This is a genomic window from Faecalibacterium prausnitzii (assembly GCF_003324185.1).
Taxonomy (GTDB): Bacteria; Bacillota; Clostridia; order Oscillospirales; family Ruminococcaceae; genus Faecalibacterium; species Faecalibacterium prausnitzii.
Map to the genome: position 1 here is coordinate 1 of NZ_PXUP01000002.1, position 18,352 is coordinate 18,352.

An 18,352-nucleotide genomic window follows, 5' to 3' on the forward strand; every position below is an offset into this window, starting at 1 on the left:
TAAAATACGTTCAGCATCTTCAAGCTTTGCATCTCTTACTAATATATCCATAACTGTTCCTCCGTCAATTCCGATTTGTTGAACTAAGCCGAGTATACCATACCAGCCAATGAAAGAATACCCCTCTAGGGGAGAATTGGTTAAAAAAAGCGTTCAAAGTGCGCCGCAGAGCACTTTGAACGCGAACAATAAAAATATTATTTCCATCCCCGGTCGGTGGGGTCCAGCATCCCGGCGGCGGAATACACCAGCGCGTTGCAGATGGCAGCGGCAACATTGCTGCCGCCCTTGCGCCCCATGGCAACGATAGCGGGCACACCGTGGGCGGTGCAGACGCTGAACAGCCGCTCCTTGCTCTCCACCACGTTCACAAAGCCCACCGGCACCCCGATGACCAGCGCAGGGCGCAGCCCGGCGGTTTCGATCAGGTCGGCAATGGTCAGCAGCGCCGTGGGTGCGTTGCCCACCGCAAGGATGGCACCGGGGTGTTCGGCGGCGGCTCTTTGCATGGACGCCACCGCCCGGGTAGTGCCGTTGGCCTTTGCCAGCGCGGCTACCTCCGGGTCTGCCATGTAGCACAGCGCTGTGCTGCTCAGCCGCGCAAGGCCCGGCTTTGTAATGCCGGAAAGCGCCATGTTGGTGTCGGTAACGATGGGTGCAGCGGCTTGCAATGCCGCCACGCCCGCCGCCACCGCGCCGGGGGTAAAGCGCAGGTTGCGGGCGTAGTCAAAATCGGCGGTGGTGTGGATGACCCGCTTGACCACGGCGGCAGTCTCCGGCGGTGGGGTCAGGCCCATTGCGTCCAGCTCTGCGGTGATGATAGAAAGGCTCGTCCGCTCGATATCGGCGGGCAGATGGTGCTGTGGGGTCATACAGTGTTCCTCCCTTCCAGTCCCATGGCGGCGTACAGGGCGTTCATGTCCAGCGCCCGGCGCACGCCGTCGGCCAGCAGGTCAAACTGCTGCTGACGGTACTCCTGCATGGAGAGCAGCGGTGCATCGGCAGGGGAGATGCCCTTGCGGCTGCACAGCAACTGCACCAGTTTTTCGGTCAGCTCCCCGGTATCAAACAGGCCGTGCAGATAAGTGCCCGCCACGTTGCCCTGCACGCAGCCCTCGGCGCTGCCGTCTGCAAGGCGGCAGAAGGGCACACCCTGCACGGTAGTGCGCCCGGTATGGATCTGGTAACCGGTCAGCACTGCCCCCGCCAGCTGCGGCGCGGTGACGGTGGCAGTATCCTGTGTGCGGTGCTTGGCGTCCGTAAACACAGTCTGGATGGGCAGCAGCCCCAGCCCGCGCACGGTCTGGCTGCGTCCGCTCTCGGTGCCCTCGGGGTCGGCAAGGGTCTCGCCCAGCATCTGGTAGCCGCCGCATACGCCCAGCACCGGCGTGCCGGCAGCTGCCAGCTTTTGCACCGCAGCTTCCAGCCCGCATTGCCGCAGCCAGAGCAGGTCGTCTATGGTGTTTTTTGTGCCCGGCAGTATGACCACATCTGGTGCGCCCAGCTGCCGGGGGCTTTGCACATACCGCACGCTCAGCAGCGGGTGCTGCTCCAGCGGCATAAAATCCGTAAAATTGGAGATATGCGGCAGCCGCAGAATGGCAGCATCCAGCGGCTTGACGGCGGTGCTGCTTTCCAGCCGGGAGGAGAGGGAGTCCTCGTCCTCGATATCTACCCGCAGGTAGGGCACAACGCCCAGCACCGGCAGATGGGTCTTTTCCTCCAGCATGGTAAGGCCGGGTTTCAGGATGGCGGCATCGCCCCGGAACTTGTTGATGACCAGCCCCTTGATGCGTGCCCGCTCGGCGGGTTCCAGCAGCTCTACCGTGCCGTACAGCTGCGCAAACACGCCGCCCCGGTCGATATCTCCCGCCAGCAGTACCGGTGCATCCACCAGCTTTGCCAGCCCCATATTGACGATATCGTCCGCTTTTAAGTTGATCTCTGCCGGGCTGCCTGCGCCCTCGATGACGATGATGTCTACCTCTTCGGCCAGACTATTGTATGCGGCTAAAATGTCCGGGATCAGGCTCTTTTTCAGTTTGAAGTAGGCGGCTGCGGGCATCTGTCCGCGCACCTCGCCGTTCACGATGACCTGACTGCCCACATCGCTGCTGGGTTTGAGCAGAATGGGGTTCATGCGCACATCCGGTTCTATGCCGGCAGCCTGTGCCTGTACTACCTGTGCGCGGCCCATTTCCAGCCCATCCCGGGTGACAAAGCTGTTCAGCGCCATGTTCTGACTTTTAAAGGGGGCTACCCGGTAGCCGTCCTGTGCAAAAATACGGCACAGCGCGGTGCACAGCAGGCTTTTGCCCGCCCCGCTCATCGTGCCCTGCACCATGATACATTTTGCCCGGCTCATGCAAGCACCTCCTGTAAGGTTTTTAAAAGCTGCTGGTTTTCCGGCGCGGTGCGCACGGCGGTGCGGTACCAGCTGCCGTCCAGTCCGGGGTAGTTGCCGCAGCTGCGCAGCACGATGCCGCGCGGCCGCAGGGCATCGCCCAGCGTTTCCGGCGCCTGAAACAGCAGGTAATTCGCGCTGCCATCCAGCACCCGCAGCCCCAGTGCGTGCAGCCCGTCCCGCAAAACAGGACGCTGCTGCGCGATAAGCACTTGCACCCGGGCTACATAGGCGGTCTCGTCCAGCGCCGCCAGCCCCGCCGCCTGTGCAAGGCTGGAAACTGCCCACGGCTGCCCGGCGGCCTGCATCTTATCCAGCAGGGCGATGTTGCTGCACAGGCAGTAGCCCAGCCGCACTCCGGCCATGCCGTACAGCTTTGTAAAAGCTTTCAGGATGATGAGGTTCGGGCTTGCCAGCAGCTTTTTGGCAGACAGCGCTTCGCTTTCCGGTAAAAAGTCCAGAAAGCACTCGTCCACCACCAGCAGCGCACCGCAAGCTTCACACCGGCGCAGCAGCGCCTCTACCAGTGCTAGCGGCGTCAGCTGTCCGGTGGGGTTATTGGGCTGACAGAGGAATACCATGTCGGTGTCCTCATCCACAGCGGAAACAAACGCTTCCGTCACTGCAAAATCTTCGCTTTCACGCAGGAAATGCCGCCGGACGGTGCAGCCCGCGGTTTCCAGCGCGGCGGCATACTCCGCAAAGGTAGGGGCGGGCAGCAGGGCAGTGCGGGGCTTTGCCGCCCACACCAGCCGGAAGATCAGGTCTGCCGCGCCGTTGCCGCACAGGATATGCGCTGCAGGCACGGTTTCGTGCACTGCCAGCTTTGCCCGCAAAGCGCGGCAGAGGGGGTCAGGATAGCGGTCTGCGGTGGCAAGCGCGGCGGTGATGGCCTTTGCCACCCCCTCCGGCAGTCCCAGCGGGCTGACATTGGCCGAAAAGTCCAGCGCGTCCTGTCCGTACTGCGCCCGGTAACCTGCCCAGTCGCCGCCATGTACAAGCTGCATCATAAAATACCTCGTATCACCAGCCCAAGCGCCAGCGCCAGCAGGCTTTCGGCGTACATCATGCGGTCAGCGCGGCGGATATCCTCCGGCTCAATGGGACGCACGGCATCGCCGATGGTGGGCTTAGGGTAGTATTGACCAAAATAGTAGGCAGGCCCCGCCAGCTGCACGTTTAGTGCACCGGCGCAGGCGCTCTCGGTCTGGGCACTGTTTGGGCTGGCATGGTTGCGCCTGTCCCGCCGCCAGATGCGCCACGCGCTGCGGGCATCGTTGCCGGTCAGGGCAGCAGCCGCCACCCACAGCAGGGCGGCAATGCGGCTGGGCAAAAAGTTCGCAATATCATCCAGCTTTGCCGCTGCACGCCCAAAGCGCAGATATCGCTCGTTTTTGTAGCCCACCATGCTGTCCATGGTGTTGATGGCCTTGTAGGTCAGTGCCAGCGGAGCGCCGCCCAGCAGCATATACAACAGCGGTGCGATCACCCCGTCGCTGGCGTTTTCCGCCACGGTCTCCACAGTGGCTTTGGTCACGCCTTCCGCAGTCAGTGCCTGCGTATCCCGCCCCACGATGCGGCTCACGGCAATGCGGGCGGCAGGCAGGTCGGGCTTTGTCAGCTCCTGGTAGACGTTCATACTCTCCTGCACAAGCCCCTTTGCCGCCAGGGCCTGTCCGCACCAGAACATCTGCACTGCCAGTCCCAGCAGCGGGTGCAGGGCGGCGGCTCCCATGCAGACAAGGCTTGTGATCGCAAAGGTGCCCACCGGTAAGCAAAAGGCCAAGATGTGCCCGCCCCAAAGCTCACCCTTTGGCGTTTTGGGCAGGCGGGCACGCAGCCCTTTTTCCAGCGCAGAGATGGCTTTGCCCATATACACTACCGGGTGCGGCAGCCACGCAGGGTCGCCGAAAACGGCATCCAGCACAAAGCCGCCCAGTACCGCGTAGCCGATCATGCCTGCGCCTCCTTTGTGTACTGTACGGTCTTTACCAAATGCAGTACCCGCTTTGCCGCCCAGTCCTTAGCGTCCAGCACAAAGCCGCCGGCGTTGGGGGCGCACCATTCGTAATAATTTTTGTGGGGCAGGGCATAACGCTCCATGGCGGCCATTTGGGTGCCGCCGTGGGCTAAGATGACCAGCATCTCTTCGCCATCCGCAAGGCTTTTGTCCACCAGCGCAGAAAAAGCCGCGCAAATGCGCTCACAGAATGCAGCCTTGGTCTCGCCGTCCGGACAGGGGCTTTCACAGTTGGCGGCTACCCATGCAAGGTAGTCCGGGTCGTGCTCCATTTCAATATAATTTCTCCCCTCAAAGCTGCCAAAGCACATCTCCTTCAGCCCGTCTATTTCTACGAGCCTTGCGCCCGGAAACAGCACCTCAGCGGTCTGCCGGGTGCGGCAAAGCGGGGTAATATACACAGTCTTAGGGGAAATATCTGCCCGGCACAGCATAGCGCGCCCGGCGGCAGAAAGCGGGATATCCCGCTGCCCCTGATAGCGCTTTTCGGCGTTGTATTCGGTCAGGCCGTGACGTAATAAATAGATCAGCATTCCGGCAATTCTCCTTTCAAAACGGTGGGGATGCCGCAGAACATCTGCACCACGCACTTAGCGCGTGCCGCCAGCATACAGGCCAGCCGCCCGGCGTTTTCCCGCGCGGCACGCTCGGCCGGGTCTATGGGCACCACACCGCCGCCCACCTCGGTGGACAGCACGATATCATAAGCGGATAATTTGTCCGCAAGTTTCTCAAGCTCAGCATTGTCCTTGCACCCGGCGGCAAGCTGCTGCGCATCTGTGATGCAGCGGCCGGGCAGGGTGCGGGCAAAGGTGCGCTTGCCGCTGTACAGCGGCCCGGTGATAAAGATCATAACAGCCCTCCCCATTGGCAGGCGCACAGCGCCGCCAGCATCCACAGCTCAGTCTTTTGCAAAAACCACCCGGCGAGATCGCCGGTAATGCCGCCCAGCTGCTGTACGGCTACATGGTGATACCACAAAAACAGCAAGATTGCAACTGCCGCCAGTGCTCCGCCGCCTAAAGCCAGCAGCGCCCCACAAAGCAGTATCGCCAGCACTGCCAGCACATTGCGCACAGCGGTACGGTCGGCAGCGGAGGCAAAGGTGTGGGCAAGGCCGGTGTTTTTAGCCATGGGAAAGGCCGCCACCGCAAGGCCGGAAAGTGCCCGCTCCAGCACCAGCGCCAGCGTCCACAGCGCGCCCACCCGGGGGGTGAACTGCACACAGGCGGCGAGGCAGAGGTAAGCCGCAAAATAGCTGCACAGCCGGATGACCGCAAAGGCACCGCAGTGCGGGTCCTTTAAAATTTCCAGCTTCTTTTCCCGGTCGCCGTAGCTGGCAAGGGCGTCACAGGTGTCGGCATAGCCGTCCAGATGGATGCCGCCGGTCACCCACACCGGCACAAGGCAGAACCCTGCCGCCCGCGCCGGGGCGGGCAGCGGCAGCACACCGCACACGCACCACAGTGCCCCGCATAAAAGCCCCACCAGCGGAAAGGCGCACAGCGCGTACCGCATATTCTTTTCGTTCCACGCAAACTGCGGCACCGGCACCGCCGAAAACATGGCAAAGGCCACCGCAATGGTCTGCAAAACGATCATTTTTCCACTCCTTTATAATAGACAGGGATGCCGCACACCACCCGCACTACGGCGTCTGCCCGGGCGGCAAGGGCGTTGTTCACCCGTGCCAGCGCCAGCAGATAGCGGTCGGTATCCCCGGCATAGTCCGCGCCGCCGCTGAATACCTCGTTGGAGACAACGATCAAGTTTTCGCACTGCGCGGCAAGGCTCTCCAGCCCCTGCAAAATGTGCTCGGCGGCGGCATCGCCCGCTCCGGCGGGGTCGTACAGCTCGTTGGCGGTCAGGTTGCCCAAGTCCTCCAGCAGTGCGGTACCCCTGCGGGGCAAATGCACCGTCTCTAAATGCAGCGGGCACTCGAGGGTCTCAAACTGCTTTGCAGCGCGCATTTTGCGGTGCTTTTCCACCCGGGCGGCGCACTCGGCATCCCACACCTGCATGGTGGCCAGATAATACCGCGGCAAAGCACTGCGCAGCACGAGAGCTTCGGCGTATTCGCTTTTGCCGCTGGCAGCGCCGCCCAGTACCAGCGTCAGCATTGGGGCGTATACGGCGCAATGCCGCCCTCCGCAAAGGAATAGCACCCCTCGTACACCGCCAGCGCCATGTCCCACAGTGGGATACTGGCCACTGCGCCGGTACCCTCGCCCAGATGCAGCCCGGCGGTAAGCAGGGGCGTTTTGCCCAGCGCGTCCAGCACCAGCCGGGCGGCAGGCTCGGTGGAGCAGTGGCTGGCAAACACGGCCTTGGCCGCTGCCGGGCACAGCCGCACGGCGCACAGCGCTGCCACCCCGCTGATGAAGCCATCCATCAGCACGGGCACACCCGCCAGCGCCCCGCCCAGGAACATCCCGCACAGACCGGCGATATCAAAGCCGCCCAGTTTGCCCAGTACGTCCAATACGTCATCGGGGTCGGGGGCATTGCAGGCAATGCCCCGCCGGATGGCCTCCACCTTGCGGGCAAGCCCTGCATCGGAAAGCCCTGCACCGCGCCCAGTCATGGTCTGTACCGGCTGTGCCAGCAGCACGGCAGCAACAGCGCTGGAGGTGGTGGTGTTGCCAATGCCCATCTCACCGGTGGCCACAAGCCCGTAGCCCTCGGCGGCAAGCTGCCGGGTCAGGGCGATGCCCCGGCCAATGGCCTCCACTGCCTCGGCGCGGGTCATGGCAGGGCCTTTGGTAAAGTCCGCAGTCCCGGCGGCAATGCGGCAGTCCCGCACGCCGGGTACGGGCGCACCGACAATGCCCAAATCCACCGGCAGCACATCGCAGTGCGCCGCCTGTGCCATCCTGCATACGCTGGTGCGCCGCGCAGCAAGGTTCTCGGCTACGGCGCGAGTCACGCTCTGGTCGGTCTGGCTTATGCCCTGCGCCACTACGCCGTTGTCCGCACAGAGCACCACCACCGCTCGGCGGGAAAAATCAAACTGCGCCGTGCCGGTCAGCGCGGCGGCATCCTCCAGCATCGTCTCCAGTGCACCCAGTCCGCCCAAGGGTTTGGCAAGGCTTGCCCAGTGGGCGTGGGCGGCGGCGCGGGCGGCTTCGTCCGGCGGGGTGATGGCAGCAAGCAGCTGCATCAGTTCAGCTTCGGTCATTTTCGTCATCCTTTGTGTTTCAAAAAGTGCTGCGCCGCCTGCACAAAGCGGCGGGGCAGGGCAGTACCTGCCCAGTAAAGATGCGGGAAACCGGCATACAAATGCGTGTTTGCAAAGCCGCATTCCCACTGCCTTTTTTCGGTTTTGCGCACAGAAAAGTCTGCGCCATTTTCGGAGGAATCCCAGTGGTGAAATTCATGGATGGGCAGCGCTTCTCCGGCGTGGAAAAGCATACTGCCAGCCTTTGCCGTCATGACGGCATAGCCAAAGCGCACCAGCCGCCCGGTATTGTGCCCGCTGCCCGGCAGCACACCCGCCATGGGGTAAACCTTGCTGTCTGTACCCTCCAGCGTCTGCCCTAAGTACAGAAAGCCGCCGCACTCGGCAGCAGTGGGCAGACCCTCTTGCACTGCGTCCCGGATAGCAGTACGCAGGGCGCGGTTCTCACTCAGCTGACGGGCGTACAGCTCTGGGTAGCCCCCGGGCAGGTACAACCCGCCGATATTTTCCGGCAGGGTGGCGTCCCGCAGCGGGCTGAAAAACACAAGTTCCGCACCCGCGTCCCGCAAGGCGTCCAATGTTTCGGCGTAGGCAAAGCAGAAGGCTTCATCCCGCGCTACGGCAATGCGAACGGAGGGCGTGCACGGCGCGGCAAGCGGCGGCGCAGCCGGGGCAGGACGGTCGGTCAACACTGCCAGCTGTGCCCAGTCCAGCACAAGGGCATCGGCAAGCTTGACCAGCTTTTGCTGTAAGTCCGATATCTCTCCAGCGGTTTTCAGCCCGAGGTGGCGGCTCTCAATGGCGCATCCCGGCAGATGGGGCAGATACCCCACCACCGGCAGACCGGTCTCGGCTTCCAGCATCGGGCGCAGCGTTTTGTACAAGGACTCAGAGCAATCATTGAGCAGAATGCCCACGATATGGCTGGGCGTGCGGAACTGCAAAAGCCCCTGCAGCTCGGCAGCAAGGGTGATACTTGCCCCTTTTGGCTGCACTACCAGCAGCACCGGCAGCGTCAGCGTATCGGCCAGCTCCCAAGCGCTTGCACGGGTTGTCAGTCCCTGCCCATCGTAAAAGCCCATGGCACCCTCGCATACGGCAGCGCCGTGCCCGGCGGCATAGCGGGCGTAAAGCGTGCGCACCGTATCCGGGGCAGAGAGGTAGAGGTCTAAATTGTGGCTTTCCACCCCAAGCGCGCTGCGGTGAAACATAGGGTCGATGTAGTCCGGCCCGCATTTGAAGGCGCAAGGGTCAGTCCCGCGCCGCTGCAATGCGGTAAGCACGGCACAGGTAACGGTGGTCTTGCCGCTGCCGGAGCGCGGTGCGGCGATGAGAAACTGCATCATGTCCGTGCCCCCGTAATGAGAAACACAGGGTTGTTAGCCATCAGCAAATGCAGACTGCCCGCCGTTTTTGTGCGGTTGACGGCAATCTGTGTCACCTCCGCAGAAAGGCCGTGGGCGGTCAGGGCAGCTACGGCAGCGCTGAGCGTTTCCAACGCAATGGCGGTAATGCACAGCCGGGCGACTGGATTTTTGTGCAGTACGGCGTCTATAACAGCGTCCATATTGCCCTTTGTGCCGCCGATGAATACAGCATCCGGGGCGGGCAACGTGTCCAAAGCTTCAGGGGCTTTGCCCTCAATCAAGGTCAGATTGTAAGCAGCAAATTTCTCCCGGTTTTGCTGGATCAGTGCACAGGCTTCCGGGTCACATTCTACGGCATATACCTGTCCGGCAGGGGCGGCAAGCGCCAGCTCCACGCTCACGCTGCCGGTGCCCGCGCCCACGTCCCATAGGGTGTCCGTGGGGGTGACCGCCAGCTTTGCCAGTGCGGCGGCGCGCACCTCCTGCTTGGTCATGGGCACAGCGCCCCGGATAAAAGCATCGTCCGGCAGGCCGGGGGTGCGGCGGGACGGCAAAGCCTCCCGTTCGATGAGCAATACGCTCAGCGGTGCAAAGCTTTGCTCTGCCAGTTCCCGGGCAAGGCCAAAGCGGATGGCTTCTGCAGGGGTGCCAAGGTTTTCGCCCACAAGGGCGTGAGCAGCGCCCAGCCCGGCGGCGGTCAGTTTGGCGCAAAGGGTGGCAGGGGTGTCCCCGCCGCCGGTGAGGAAAAACACCTGTGGATGCGCCAAAACCTCGGCTACCGGGTCGCAGGCACGGCCATGGGCCGATACCAGTTTCCAGTCCTGCCAAGGGCGTCCCACTGCTGCGGCTAAAAGCTGCACGCTGGAAAGCCCGGGCAGCACCCGGACGGAGTATCCCATGACCCGCAGCAGGGGCAGCAGCTTTGCCGCGCCGGAGTAAAACCCGGTGTCGCCGCTGTACAAAACAGCGGTGTCTGTATCCGGCTGTGCGGCAAGACACGCAAGGATTTCCTCCGGTTTATACACGGCTTTGCAGTTGTCAGTGCACCCCGCCGGTAAATGCTCCAACAGGCGATTTGCCCCAAGGATGAGCCCTGCTCCTTGCAGTGCAGCCAGTCCTTGCGCGGTCAGGCTTTCCGGGCAGCCGGAGCCCATTCCGATCAGAGAGATCATACCAGAACCTCCTTGCAGCGTGCCAGAATTTGTGCAGCAGTTTGTCCGTTTTCGGCCGGGCGGCGCACCACGATCAGCTGTGCACCGGTATCCTGTGCGGCCTGTGCTTTTTCGGCAAAGCCGCCCACGGCACCGCCGTCCTTGGTGACCAGATACCGGATGGAGAATTGTTTTATCAGGGCGCAGTTCAGCGCATAGCTGAATGGCCCCTGCATGGCAATGATGTTCTTATGTGGGATACCGGCGGCCTCGCAGGCGGCAATGCCCTCCCGCGTGGGCAGCACCCGGGGGAACAGCCGCTCCGGGCTGAGCGCCGCAAAGGCGGCAAGCTCTTTCGCGCCGGTAGCCAGCAGTACATTGCCGCTGCACCCGGCCAGAAATGCAGCCGCGTGGGCGGCGGTGGCAAACACCATGCTCCCGGCAGGCAAGGGGCTTTCTTCCCGCAGCAGTCGGTGATACTCCACCCCGGCCACGGCACATGCAGCCCGGATGTTTTTTGTGGCGTCCACCGCGTAGGGGTGGGTGGCGTCTATGCACAGGGCAGCGCCCTGTAAAAGAGCGGTCATTTCCTCGGGGGTCAGCCGCCCGCAGTGCACGGTGATGCCGTCTGCTTTGCCCTGTTCCTCTGCACCCAGCGGGGTGGCAACACTGACCAGAACCTCTGCTCCCAGCGCCGCCAGCTGCCGGGAGAACACCCGCCCCTCGGTAGTGCCGCTAAAAACCACTGCCTTCATCTGCGGTACCCCCGTGGGGTGACCATTCTGCCGCCCAGCTGCTTTGTGGCGGCGTTGCCGATGTACACGGTGGTAAACATATCCACCGCAGTGTCTTTCAGCTGGGCAAGGGTCAGGATTCGGGCGGTCTGACCCTCCCGGCCGATGTTGCGCACGATGCCGCAGACGGTATCGGCACTTTTGCCGTTTTCCAGCAGGATGCACACCGCCTTTGCCAGATAGTCCGGCCTGCCCTTGGAGGAGGGATTGTACAACGCAACGCAGAAATCTCCCATAGCGGCGCAAGCCAGCCGCTTCTCGATGACCTCCCACGGGGTCAGCCGGTCGGAAAGGGAAATGACGCAAAAATCGTGCGCCAGCGGTGCGCCCAGCACTGCCCCGCCGCTGAGGGCAGCGGTCAGCCCGGGCACGACTTCCACGGCAACATCCGGGTAGTCCGGGGTAAGTTCCAGCAGGGGACTTGCCATGCCGTACACCCCGGCATCGCCGGAGCAGACCAGCGCCACCCGCTTGCCGGTGCGTGCCTTTTCCAGCGCCCAGCGGCAGCGGTCAAGCTCCTGCGTCATGCCGGTGGCATAGTATTCCTCGCAGGGGAATTCATCGCGGATGAGGTCAAGATAGACCTTATATCCACAAATCGCGTCAACGCTTTCCAGCGTATTCGCGGCCTGCTGGGTCATATAAAAAGGCTCGCCGGGGCCAAGCCCCACGACATAGACTATCTTCTCGGGACGGTCAATATCGATTTCCATCACGTCAAGCATTCTGCCACCTCCAGTCCGGGGCAAAGGGCCTGCACGCCAGCGCAAGGGTCACGCCGCTGCAGGCAAATTTCGGGTAAAACAGGCTGCCGTCTGCGTCCAGCACAGCCGCCCGCTCACAAACATTATCCACTCCGGTCACGCGTTGTACAAAAGGGGAGGGAGTGAACTGCCCGGGCAAGCTGCGCAGCTGTGCGGCAGAGTAAAACCGCACCGGCCAGCCACGCGCCTGACAGAAGGCCAGCAAGCCCGGTTCATTCTGCTTCAGGTCGATGCTTGCGGCGGCGGTAACTGCCTGCGCAGCAAGGCTGTGTCGGGTGCAGAAGGCGGCAAAGGCAGCTTCCAGCGTGTCGGCGCTTGTGCCCCGCTTGCAGCCGATGCCCAGCACTCCGATGCGCGGCACAAGATGCAGTGCCTGCCCGGTGGGGCAAAGGGTGAGTGCAAAGTCGGCTTTTTCCGGGGGATCAGCGGGGAATAACCCTGCGGGCACGGTGCCTGTTACCGGGAAATCAGCCCGGTAATATACCGGCTGCCCGGCCAGTAATTTGCCGCTGACCAGCTTGATGCGCTCCGGCTCCAGCACCATGCAGTTCTGGTGCTTTGCCCACTCGTCCACCGCAAAAATGCCGTGGGCATCGGTGGCGGTGGTGATCACCGGCACCGCACCGCATACGGTGGCAATGGCCCGCGCCAGATCATTCGCACCGCCCAGATGTCCGGACAGAATGGGTACGGCAAACCGCCCGCATTCGTCCACCACTACCACAGCCGGGTCGGTAGTCTTGCTCTTGCAGTGGGGCGCGATGGCCCGCACCGCAATACCCGCAGCCCCTACAAATATCAGTGCATCCGACTGCACAAACTGTGCGCTTGACCATTCTGCAAGAGAAACACCATCCCGCCCGCACCGGGCAACACTGCCGGGCAAGGCGGCGGAAAGACGCTTTGCAAGCGCAAGGCCAGTTTCCGTAAAGGCAAGGTAAGCGCGGGTCATACCGGTTCTCCTTTGCGGAATTCGGTGGTAAAGGCGGGGTCGTACAGCTTGCTGCGCTCGTACTGCGTGCCGAGAAAATCTCCCACTACGATAAGTGCCGTCTTGGTAATGCCCGCTGCACGGGTGCTCTCAGCCAAAGAACCAACTGTGCATCGCACGATTTTTTCTTCCGGCCAGCTGGCCTTGTACACCACGGCGGCGGGCGTTTCCGGTGTGTATGCGCCCTGCAAAAGCGCCGTCTGCACCTTGTCAATCAGCCCGATGGACAGGAAGATCACCATGGTCGCGCCGTGGGCGGCAAGGCTTGCCAGCCTTTCCCGCTCCGGTACGGGGGTGCGCCCCTCCATGCGGGTGATGATGACCGTCTGGCTGACCATGGGCAGGGTATACTCGGCGTTCAGCGCAGCGGCAGCGCCGCAAAAGCTGGAAACACCGGGGGTATCATCGTAACAAACTCCGTCTGCGTCCAGCGCATCCATCTGCTCCCGGATGGCACCGTACAGGCAGGGGTCGCCGGTGTGTAACCGCACAGTGTTTTTACCGGCAGCTTCCATCCGGCGCATCACGTCCAGTACCTGCTCCAGCGTCATCTCGGCGCTGTTATAGATAGCACAGCCCGGCTTTGCCAGCCCCAGCAGCGCCGGATTGACCAGACTGCCTGCGTAAATAATACAGTCTGCGGCCTGTAAAAATGCTGCACCGCGCTGGGTGATCAGATCCGGCGCGCCGGGGCCTGCGCCCACAAAATGTACCATGTGCGTTACTCCTTCCATTCGTCTAACAGGCGGGCGGCAGTCTCGGTCTGTCCCAGCGGGCCGTGCTGGTTTGAAAACAGCACCGCGCCCACCCGGAACGCCCCGCCCGCGCGGCGGTCAAGATGCAGCTGGATGGCGGCAAGCAGGCTTTGCAGCACCGGCTCCCGCAGCCCGGCTGTATCCAGAATCTCCAGACAGGCATCCGTGGTGGCTGCATTGTACAGCGCAGTGCACACCTTCCGGTCAGCACCGCACAGGGCGGCGTGGGTGCAGAACAGCTCCGTGCGGCAGTCTGCCGTGTGGGAGTGGGTGTTCATAATGCCGCCCGCCAGCTTGCACAGCTTGCCGATATGCCCCACCAGCAGCACCTGTTCAAAGTGTGCCGCTGCTGCCATATCCAGCGTATCTCCGATAAAGTTGGACGTTTTGACCACCGGGATAGCGGCAAACTGCGGATACGTTTCGTGCAGGTAGTCCAGCCCGTAGTTGCCCGGGGCGAGGATGAGCCGCCGGCGGTCGTTTGTCCGCAGCGCCGCCTGATTCATCTCCAGCTGGATGGTGTCCAGAATGGCCTGCTGGCTCATGGGCTCTACGATACCGCTGGTGCCCAGCACCGACAGTCCGCCCTCCACCCCGATATGGGGGTTGAAGGTGCGCCGGGCCACCTCCTCGCCGCCGGGGATAGAGATAGTCACGGCAAAGCCGCCGGGATAACAGGCGGCTTCCGCCTCCCGGCGCAGCGCCTCGGTGATCATCTGCCGGGGCACATGGTTGATGGCGGCCTGCCCGACCGGCTGGTCCAGCCCGGGTTTCGTCACCCGGCCCACTCCCGCGCCGCCGGTAATGCGTACCTCGGGCGTGCCGGGCAGCAGCGTCACCGTGGCGGTCACCGGCAGACCGGTGGTCACGTCCACATCGTCGCCGCCGTCCTTTTCAATGGCGCATTCCGCGCCCTCGGCAACGGTGCGGCAGAACAGGGGAGCCACCTCCACCACAATGCCTTTCGGCGTGCGCAGGGCGACGGTTTCCGGTGCAGTGTCAGTCAGCAGCAGACGAGCGGCCCCGGCAGCGGCCAGTGCCGCACAGGTGCCGGTGGTGTAGCCGCAGCGTAGCAGCTTCTGCCCGCTGCGCACATAGTGCTCAAATTGGGGCTTTTCCGGCTTTGGTGGACCAAAAACAGCGCTGTACTGTTCCTCGGTCAGGCCGTAGAGTGCTTTGATATTTTCCCGGGCAAAGGCCTGTGCCGGGGACATGGGCGCAGAAACGCCGTGCGGCGAAACGCAGACCACCGCGTCCGCGATCTTCTGCGCCATATCCAGCTCGTGCAGGGTCACGATGACCGCAAGCTGCTGCTCATGCGCCAGCTTTTGCAAAATGGTCAGTAGTTCGATCTTGCCCTTGATATCCAGAAAAGAGGTGGGCTCGTCCAGCAAAAGCACCTGCGGCTGCTGACAGACTGCCCGCGCCAGCAGAATGCGCTGCCGCTGTCCGTCACTGACGCAGTTGAAGTCCCGGTCGGCCAGATGCGCTGCGCCCACCAGCTCCAGCGCGCTCTGTACCTGTTTTTTGTCCTCGGCGGAAAGGATACCCAGCCGCCCGGTGTAGGGGATGCGTCCTGCCGCCGCAAACTCAAAGCAGGTGGTCAGCTCGGTGCGGCGGGTGTGGGGCAGCATCAGCGCCAGCTTTTGCGCCCGGGCGTTGCCGGGGATGCGTGCCAGCTCCTGCTCGTCCAGCAGTACCGCGCCGCCCAAAGGGGCAAGCTGCCCGGCCAAGGTTTTGAGCAGGGTGGATTTGCCTGCGCCGTTCGGGCCGATGAGCGCCAGCACCTGCCCCTTGGCAGCGCCCAGCGCGATATCCCGGGCAAGGGCAGCTTTGCCGTAGCCGATGGCAAGGGCGTTGGTTTCAACAGAGTACTTCATCGCACATCCTCCCGGTTGCGGCGCAGCAGCAGCCCAATGACCACCGGCGCGCCGAATACAGCGGTGACCGCGCTGATGGAAAGCTCCATGGGCGCAAACAAGCTGCGGGCGATCAGATCACACAGCAGGCAGAACGCCGCCCCGCCCAAGCAGCACCCGGGCAGCACATACAGCGGGCGGGCGCTGCCCAGCAGCTGCTTGACAAGGTGCGGCACGGCAATGCCTACAAAGGAGATAGGCCCGGCAAAGGCGGTAACGCAGGCGGCCAGCAGGCTGGAAAGCAGCACCAGCAGCCGGGAAAACCGCCGCACATCCACACCCACACTGCGGGCGTAGGCTTCACCCATCTGGTAAGCGGCCATGGGCTTTGCAAGGCAGAAGGCCGCCGCCAGCGCGGGCAGCACCACCAGCGCTGCCGTGCGCACGTTGCCCCACGTCATGCCGGAAAAGCTGCCCTGCGACCAATTGTGCAGGTTGACGATGCTGCTGTCCTGCGCAAAGGCCACCACAAACTCGGTGATGGCAGAGCAGATATAGCCGATCATCACGCCGCATATTACAAGAATGCTCATGCGCTGTACCCGGCGCGCAGCGGCCAGCACAAAGGCCATGGCCGCCATAGCGCCCGCAAAGGCTGCAAGGATGAGTACGGCAGAGCTTGTCAGTAGGCCGTAGTTCAAAAACAGCACCATCACCAGCGCCACCGCCAGCTTAGCCCCGCTGGAAATGCCCATCACAAAGGGGCCGGCAATGGGGTTTGCAAAAAAGGTCTGCAACAGATAGCCTGCTGCCGAGAGCGCAGCGCCCAGCAACACGGCCATCACCGCGCGGGGCAGGCGCAGCTGTGTGATAATGCCTACGCTCAGCGCGTCCTGTCCGCGTCCGGTCAGGGCTGCAAGCACGGCCTGCGGGGTAAGCGCAACGCTGCCCCAGAACAGGCTCACGGCAAACAGCATCGCCAGCAGCAGGGCAAGGCAGCAATAGGAAAAAACAAGGCGTTTGCGGCTGGTCATAAGCGGCTCCTCAGGTAATTTTGGTCAAAAAATGCAGGGTGTCGGGGTCGGCAGTCTCCCCGGTAAAAACAGCGTGGAGGTCCAGCATAAAATCTGCCAGTGCCATGCTCTGCTGGAAAAAGCTGGGCGTCGTGCACCAGATGTTCCCGCTTTGCACCGCCTTGCATTCTGCCAGCAACGCGCAGCGGGCAAGCAGTTCTTCTTTTGTGGAGATGCTGCCCTCGATGGTGCCGTTATAAATAAGCACATCGGCATCCTTGACCCCAGCGTAAAGATCCTCCAGTGGGATATTCATGGTGGAAAGACTGTTGCCGCTGTCGGCAAGGTCTGCAAAAACATATTCGCCCCCGGCCATGCCGATCATCTGCGCCACATAGTCTCCGCTTTTGCGCACAGTGGCAAGGCCGCTGGAAGTAATGGAGAAAAACGCGCAGCGTTTGCCGGTGGAGGGCTGCTCCAGCAGCGGTGCAATGCGCTGCGCCTGCCGGGCGAACACCTCCTCGGCAAGGGCTTCTTTGCCCAGCAAGATGCCGTACAGTTTGATCCATTCCATCCGCGCCAGCGGGCTGCTCTCGTAGCTGGAGCGCTCCACCAGCACCGGGATACCGAACCGTTCCAGCTGTTCCTTTACCTCCGGGGTGTGGTAGATCATGGTATTTTCCACCGCAAGGCCGCATTCTGCGGTCAGGATGCGCTCGTAGTCCGGGGCGCTGTACTTGCCCGCGTAGGCAATGCGTCCGGCCTGCATGGCCTGCTTTGCCTCATCCAGATACCAGCCCTCGGCGCGGGTGCCGGAAAGGGCAATGCTGTCCAGCGCGTCCAGATGGAGGAATAAGTCCATGGCAGAGGTGGACACCAGATAGATGTTCTGCACCGGCTGCTGTAAAACGGTCACTCCCTCGGGCACGGTGTGCAAGGTGGCAGCGCCCTCCGGCCGGACAAGAAACTTTGCCTGTGCGTCCGGGATGGTCAGCAGGGTAGAGCCGTCTGCATAGCAGTCGGCGGTAAACTGGGTGGCATAGTCCAGCGGGTAGGCGTGGTCAAACACCAACTCGTCCGTATCGGCGGGTGCGGTGGGCGCGGCGGTGCAGCCTGCAAGCACCAGCGCGGCGGCGGGCAGAGCCTTTAAAAATTGAGCGCGGGTCAGCTTCATGGAAGATTACTCCAAGGTAAAAGTCAGGGTGTATTCGATCTCGTGGGGCTTGCTCATGGCAACAGTGTCGGCGGTAACAGCCAGCGGAGTGCCCAGTGCAGCTACAGGAATTTCAAAGGTGGAGTTGCCCTCGGTATTGGTGGGCAGATACTTCTCGCCGTCCACGATCATGTAGTCGTAGTTGGGGCTGCTCCACACGATGGTGGCGGTCATCTTGCCCTCTGCCACGGTCAGGGCAGCGGGGCTTTCTACGGTGGCGCGGCCGGAGCCGCCCTCCAGCACTACGGCAGCGGTGTATGCGCCGTCTGCGGGGGTCTCGACGGCCTGCTCGGTCTTGGGCTCGGCGTTGCGCACGCTCACGATATGGTCGTACCACTTGCCCTTAGTGCCAAGCAACGCCAGCTGGAAGTCGGTATCCAGTGCTTCTACCGGGATGTCGTAGCCGTACACTTCCTCAGTGGTGCCGTCTGCGTAGGTAACCGTGTCCACGGTGGGGATGAGCCAAGCGGTCTTGTTGGCCTCGGCATCGGCGGCAAGGCCGGGGTAGAGGTTCACGATCTTTTTGGAAGCCAGACTGACGTGGAAGGTCATCACGCCGTTTTCCACGGTCAGGGTGCCCTTGCCGTTGCAGGCTTCATTGGGGTGGAACATACTGCTGTCGGTCTCGAAATCAGCGGTATATACGCCATCCGGCAGGGCAGCTTCGGCCACAGCAGAGGAAGCCACCACGGAAGAAGCAACAGAGCTTGCCGCAGCGGAGGAGGCAGGGACAGCCCCGCCGCAGCTTGCCAGAGAAGCAGCCAGCACCACACCGGCCAGAGAAACGATGATAAACTGTTTGCAACGCATAAAATAAATACCTCAGTATCCTAAATTTTTGCC

At 62.6% G+C, this 18,352-nt stretch carries 19 protein-coding genes; all 19 read right to left on the reverse strand.

Translation table 11 applies throughout. From position 1 onward, the window contains the following. Positions 1 to 197: 197 nt before the first annotated feature. Genes C7J97_RS01350 through C7J97_RS01440 form a run of 19 tightly spaced genes read right to left on the reverse strand, consistent with a single transcriptional unit; the run spans position 198 to position 18,319 of the window. Entirely contained in the window at positions 198 to 872 is a 675-nt protein-coding gene (locus C7J97_RS01350; protein WP_112120795.1) for a precorrin-8X methylmutase, read from the reverse strand. Continuing rightward, a complete protein-coding gene (locus C7J97_RS01355) occupies positions 869 to 2,365 on the reverse strand; it encodes a cobyric acid synthase (protein ID WP_113991822.1) in 1,497 nt (498 codons plus the stop codon). The genes C7J97_RS01350 and C7J97_RS01355 overlap by 4 nt, the downstream gene beginning before the upstream one ends. Beyond that, positions 2,362 to 3,414, reverse strand: a complete 1,053-nt coding sequence (gene cobD, locus C7J97_RS01360) for a threonine-phosphate decarboxylase CobD (protein ID WP_113991823.1) — start codon at positions 3,412 to 3,414, stop codon at positions 2,362 to 2,364. Before cobD ends, C7J97_RS01355 begins: the two co-directional genes overlap by 4 nt. Beyond that, positions 3,411 to 4,361, reverse strand: a complete 951-nt coding sequence (gene cbiB, locus C7J97_RS01365; protein WP_113991824.1) for an adenosylcobinamide-phosphate synthase CbiB — start codon at positions 4,359 to 4,361, stop codon at positions 3,411 to 3,413. Before cbiB ends, cobD begins: the two co-directional genes overlap by 4 nt. Further along, positions 4,358 to 4,957 (reverse strand): histidine phosphatase family protein, encoded by a 600-nt coding sequence (locus C7J97_RS01370; protein ID WP_113991825.1) that lies wholly within the window; start codon positions 4,955 to 4,957, stop codon positions 4,358 to 4,360. Before C7J97_RS01370 ends, cbiB begins: the two co-directional genes overlap by 4 nt. Then, entirely contained in the window at positions 4,951 to 5,277 is a 327-nt protein-coding gene (locus C7J97_RS01375) for a bifunctional adenosylcobinamide kinase/adenosylcobinamide-phosphate guanylyltransferase (RefSeq protein WP_113991826.1), read from the reverse strand. The genes C7J97_RS01370 and C7J97_RS01375 overlap by 7 nt, the downstream gene beginning before the upstream one ends. Continuing rightward, a complete protein-coding gene (locus C7J97_RS01380) occupies positions 5,274 to 6,026 on the reverse strand; it encodes an adenosylcobinamide-GDP ribazoletransferase (RefSeq protein ID WP_113991827.1) in 753 nt (250 codons plus the stop codon). Before C7J97_RS01380 ends, C7J97_RS01375 begins: the two co-directional genes overlap by 4 nt. After that, positions 6,023 to 6,544, reverse strand: a complete 522-nt coding sequence (locus C7J97_RS01385) for a bifunctional adenosylcobinamide kinase/adenosylcobinamide-phosphate guanylyltransferase (protein WP_005926375.1) — start codon at positions 6,542 to 6,544, stop codon at positions 6,023 to 6,025. The genes C7J97_RS01380 and C7J97_RS01385 overlap by 4 nt, the downstream gene beginning before the upstream one ends. Beyond that, on the reverse strand, positions 6,538 to 7,602 hold the full coding sequence (cobT, locus tag C7J97_RS01390; protein ID WP_113991828.1) for a nicotinate-nucleotide--dimethylbenzimidazole phosphoribosyltransferase: 1,065 nt from the start codon (positions 7,600 to 7,602) through the stop codon (positions 6,538 to 6,540). Before cobT ends, C7J97_RS01385 begins: the two co-directional genes overlap by 7 nt. A 5-nt stretch (positions 7,603 to 7,607) precedes the next feature. Next, positions 7,608 to 8,948 carry a cobyrinic acid a,c-diamide synthase CobB gene (locus C7J97_RS01395; RefSeq protein ID WP_005926369.1) on the reverse strand — a complete coding sequence of 447 codons (1,341 nt, stop codon included), beginning with the start codon at positions 8,946 to 8,948 and terminating at the stop codon, positions 7,608 to 7,610. After that, positions 8,945 to 10,141: a precorrin-6y C5,15-methyltransferase (decarboxylating) subunit CbiE gene (gene cbiE, locus C7J97_RS01400; RefSeq protein WP_005926366.1), complete on the reverse strand. Its 1,197-nt coding sequence runs from the start codon at positions 10,139 to 10,141 to the stop codon at positions 8,945 to 8,947. The genes C7J97_RS01395 and cbiE overlap by 4 nt, the downstream gene beginning before the upstream one ends. Further along, positions 10,138 to 10,875: a precorrin-6A reductase gene (gene cobK / locus C7J97_RS01405; protein ID WP_005926362.1), complete on the reverse strand. Its 738-nt coding sequence runs from the start codon at positions 10,873 to 10,875 to the stop codon at positions 10,138 to 10,140. The genes cbiE and cobK overlap by 4 nt, the downstream gene beginning before the upstream one ends. After that, positions 10,872 to 11,639: a precorrin-3B C(17)-methyltransferase gene (gene cobJ / locus C7J97_RS01410; protein WP_005926359.1), complete on the reverse strand. Its 768-nt coding sequence runs from the start codon at positions 11,637 to 11,639 to the stop codon at positions 10,872 to 10,874. Before cobJ ends, cobK begins: the two co-directional genes overlap by 4 nt. Then, positions 11,632 to 12,630, reverse strand: coding sequence for a cobalt-precorrin 5A hydrolase (locus C7J97_RS01415; protein ID WP_113991829.1), 999 nt, complete (start codon positions 12,628 to 12,630; stop codon positions 11,632 to 11,634). Before C7J97_RS01415 ends, cobJ begins: the two co-directional genes overlap by 8 nt. Then, complete coding sequence (cobM, locus tag C7J97_RS01420) at positions 12,627 to 13,385, reverse strand: precorrin-4 C(11)-methyltransferase (protein WP_113991830.1); 759 nt, start codon at positions 13,383 to 13,385, stop codon at positions 12,627 to 12,629. The genes C7J97_RS01415 and cobM overlap by 4 nt, the downstream gene beginning before the upstream one ends. A 5-nt stretch (positions 13,386 to 13,390) precedes the next feature. Beyond that, on the reverse strand, positions 13,391 to 15,304 hold the full coding sequence (gene cbiD / locus C7J97_RS01425; protein WP_113991831.1) for a cobalt-precorrin-5B (C(1))-methyltransferase CbiD: 1,914 nt from the start codon (positions 15,302 to 15,304) through the stop codon (positions 13,391 to 13,393). After that, positions 15,301 to 16,317 carry a FecCD family ABC transporter permease gene (locus C7J97_RS01430; RefSeq protein ID WP_113991832.1) on the reverse strand — a complete coding sequence of 339 codons (1,017 nt, stop codon included), beginning with the start codon at positions 16,315 to 16,317 and terminating at the stop codon, positions 15,301 to 15,303. The genes cbiD and C7J97_RS01430 overlap by 4 nt, the downstream gene beginning before the upstream one ends. A 10-nt stretch (positions 16,318 to 16,327) precedes the next feature. After that, positions 16,328 to 17,470 carry an ABC transporter substrate-binding protein gene (locus C7J97_RS01435; protein ID WP_113991833.1) on the reverse strand — a complete coding sequence of 381 codons (1,143 nt, stop codon included), beginning with the start codon at positions 17,468 to 17,470 and terminating at the stop codon, positions 16,328 to 16,330. A gap of 6 nt (positions 17,471 to 17,476) precedes the next feature. After that, positions 17,477 to 18,319, reverse strand: a complete 843-nt coding sequence (locus C7J97_RS01440; RefSeq protein WP_113991834.1) for an iron transporter — start codon at positions 18,317 to 18,319, stop codon at positions 17,477 to 17,479. Positions 18,320 to 18,352: the final 33 nt, after the last annotated feature.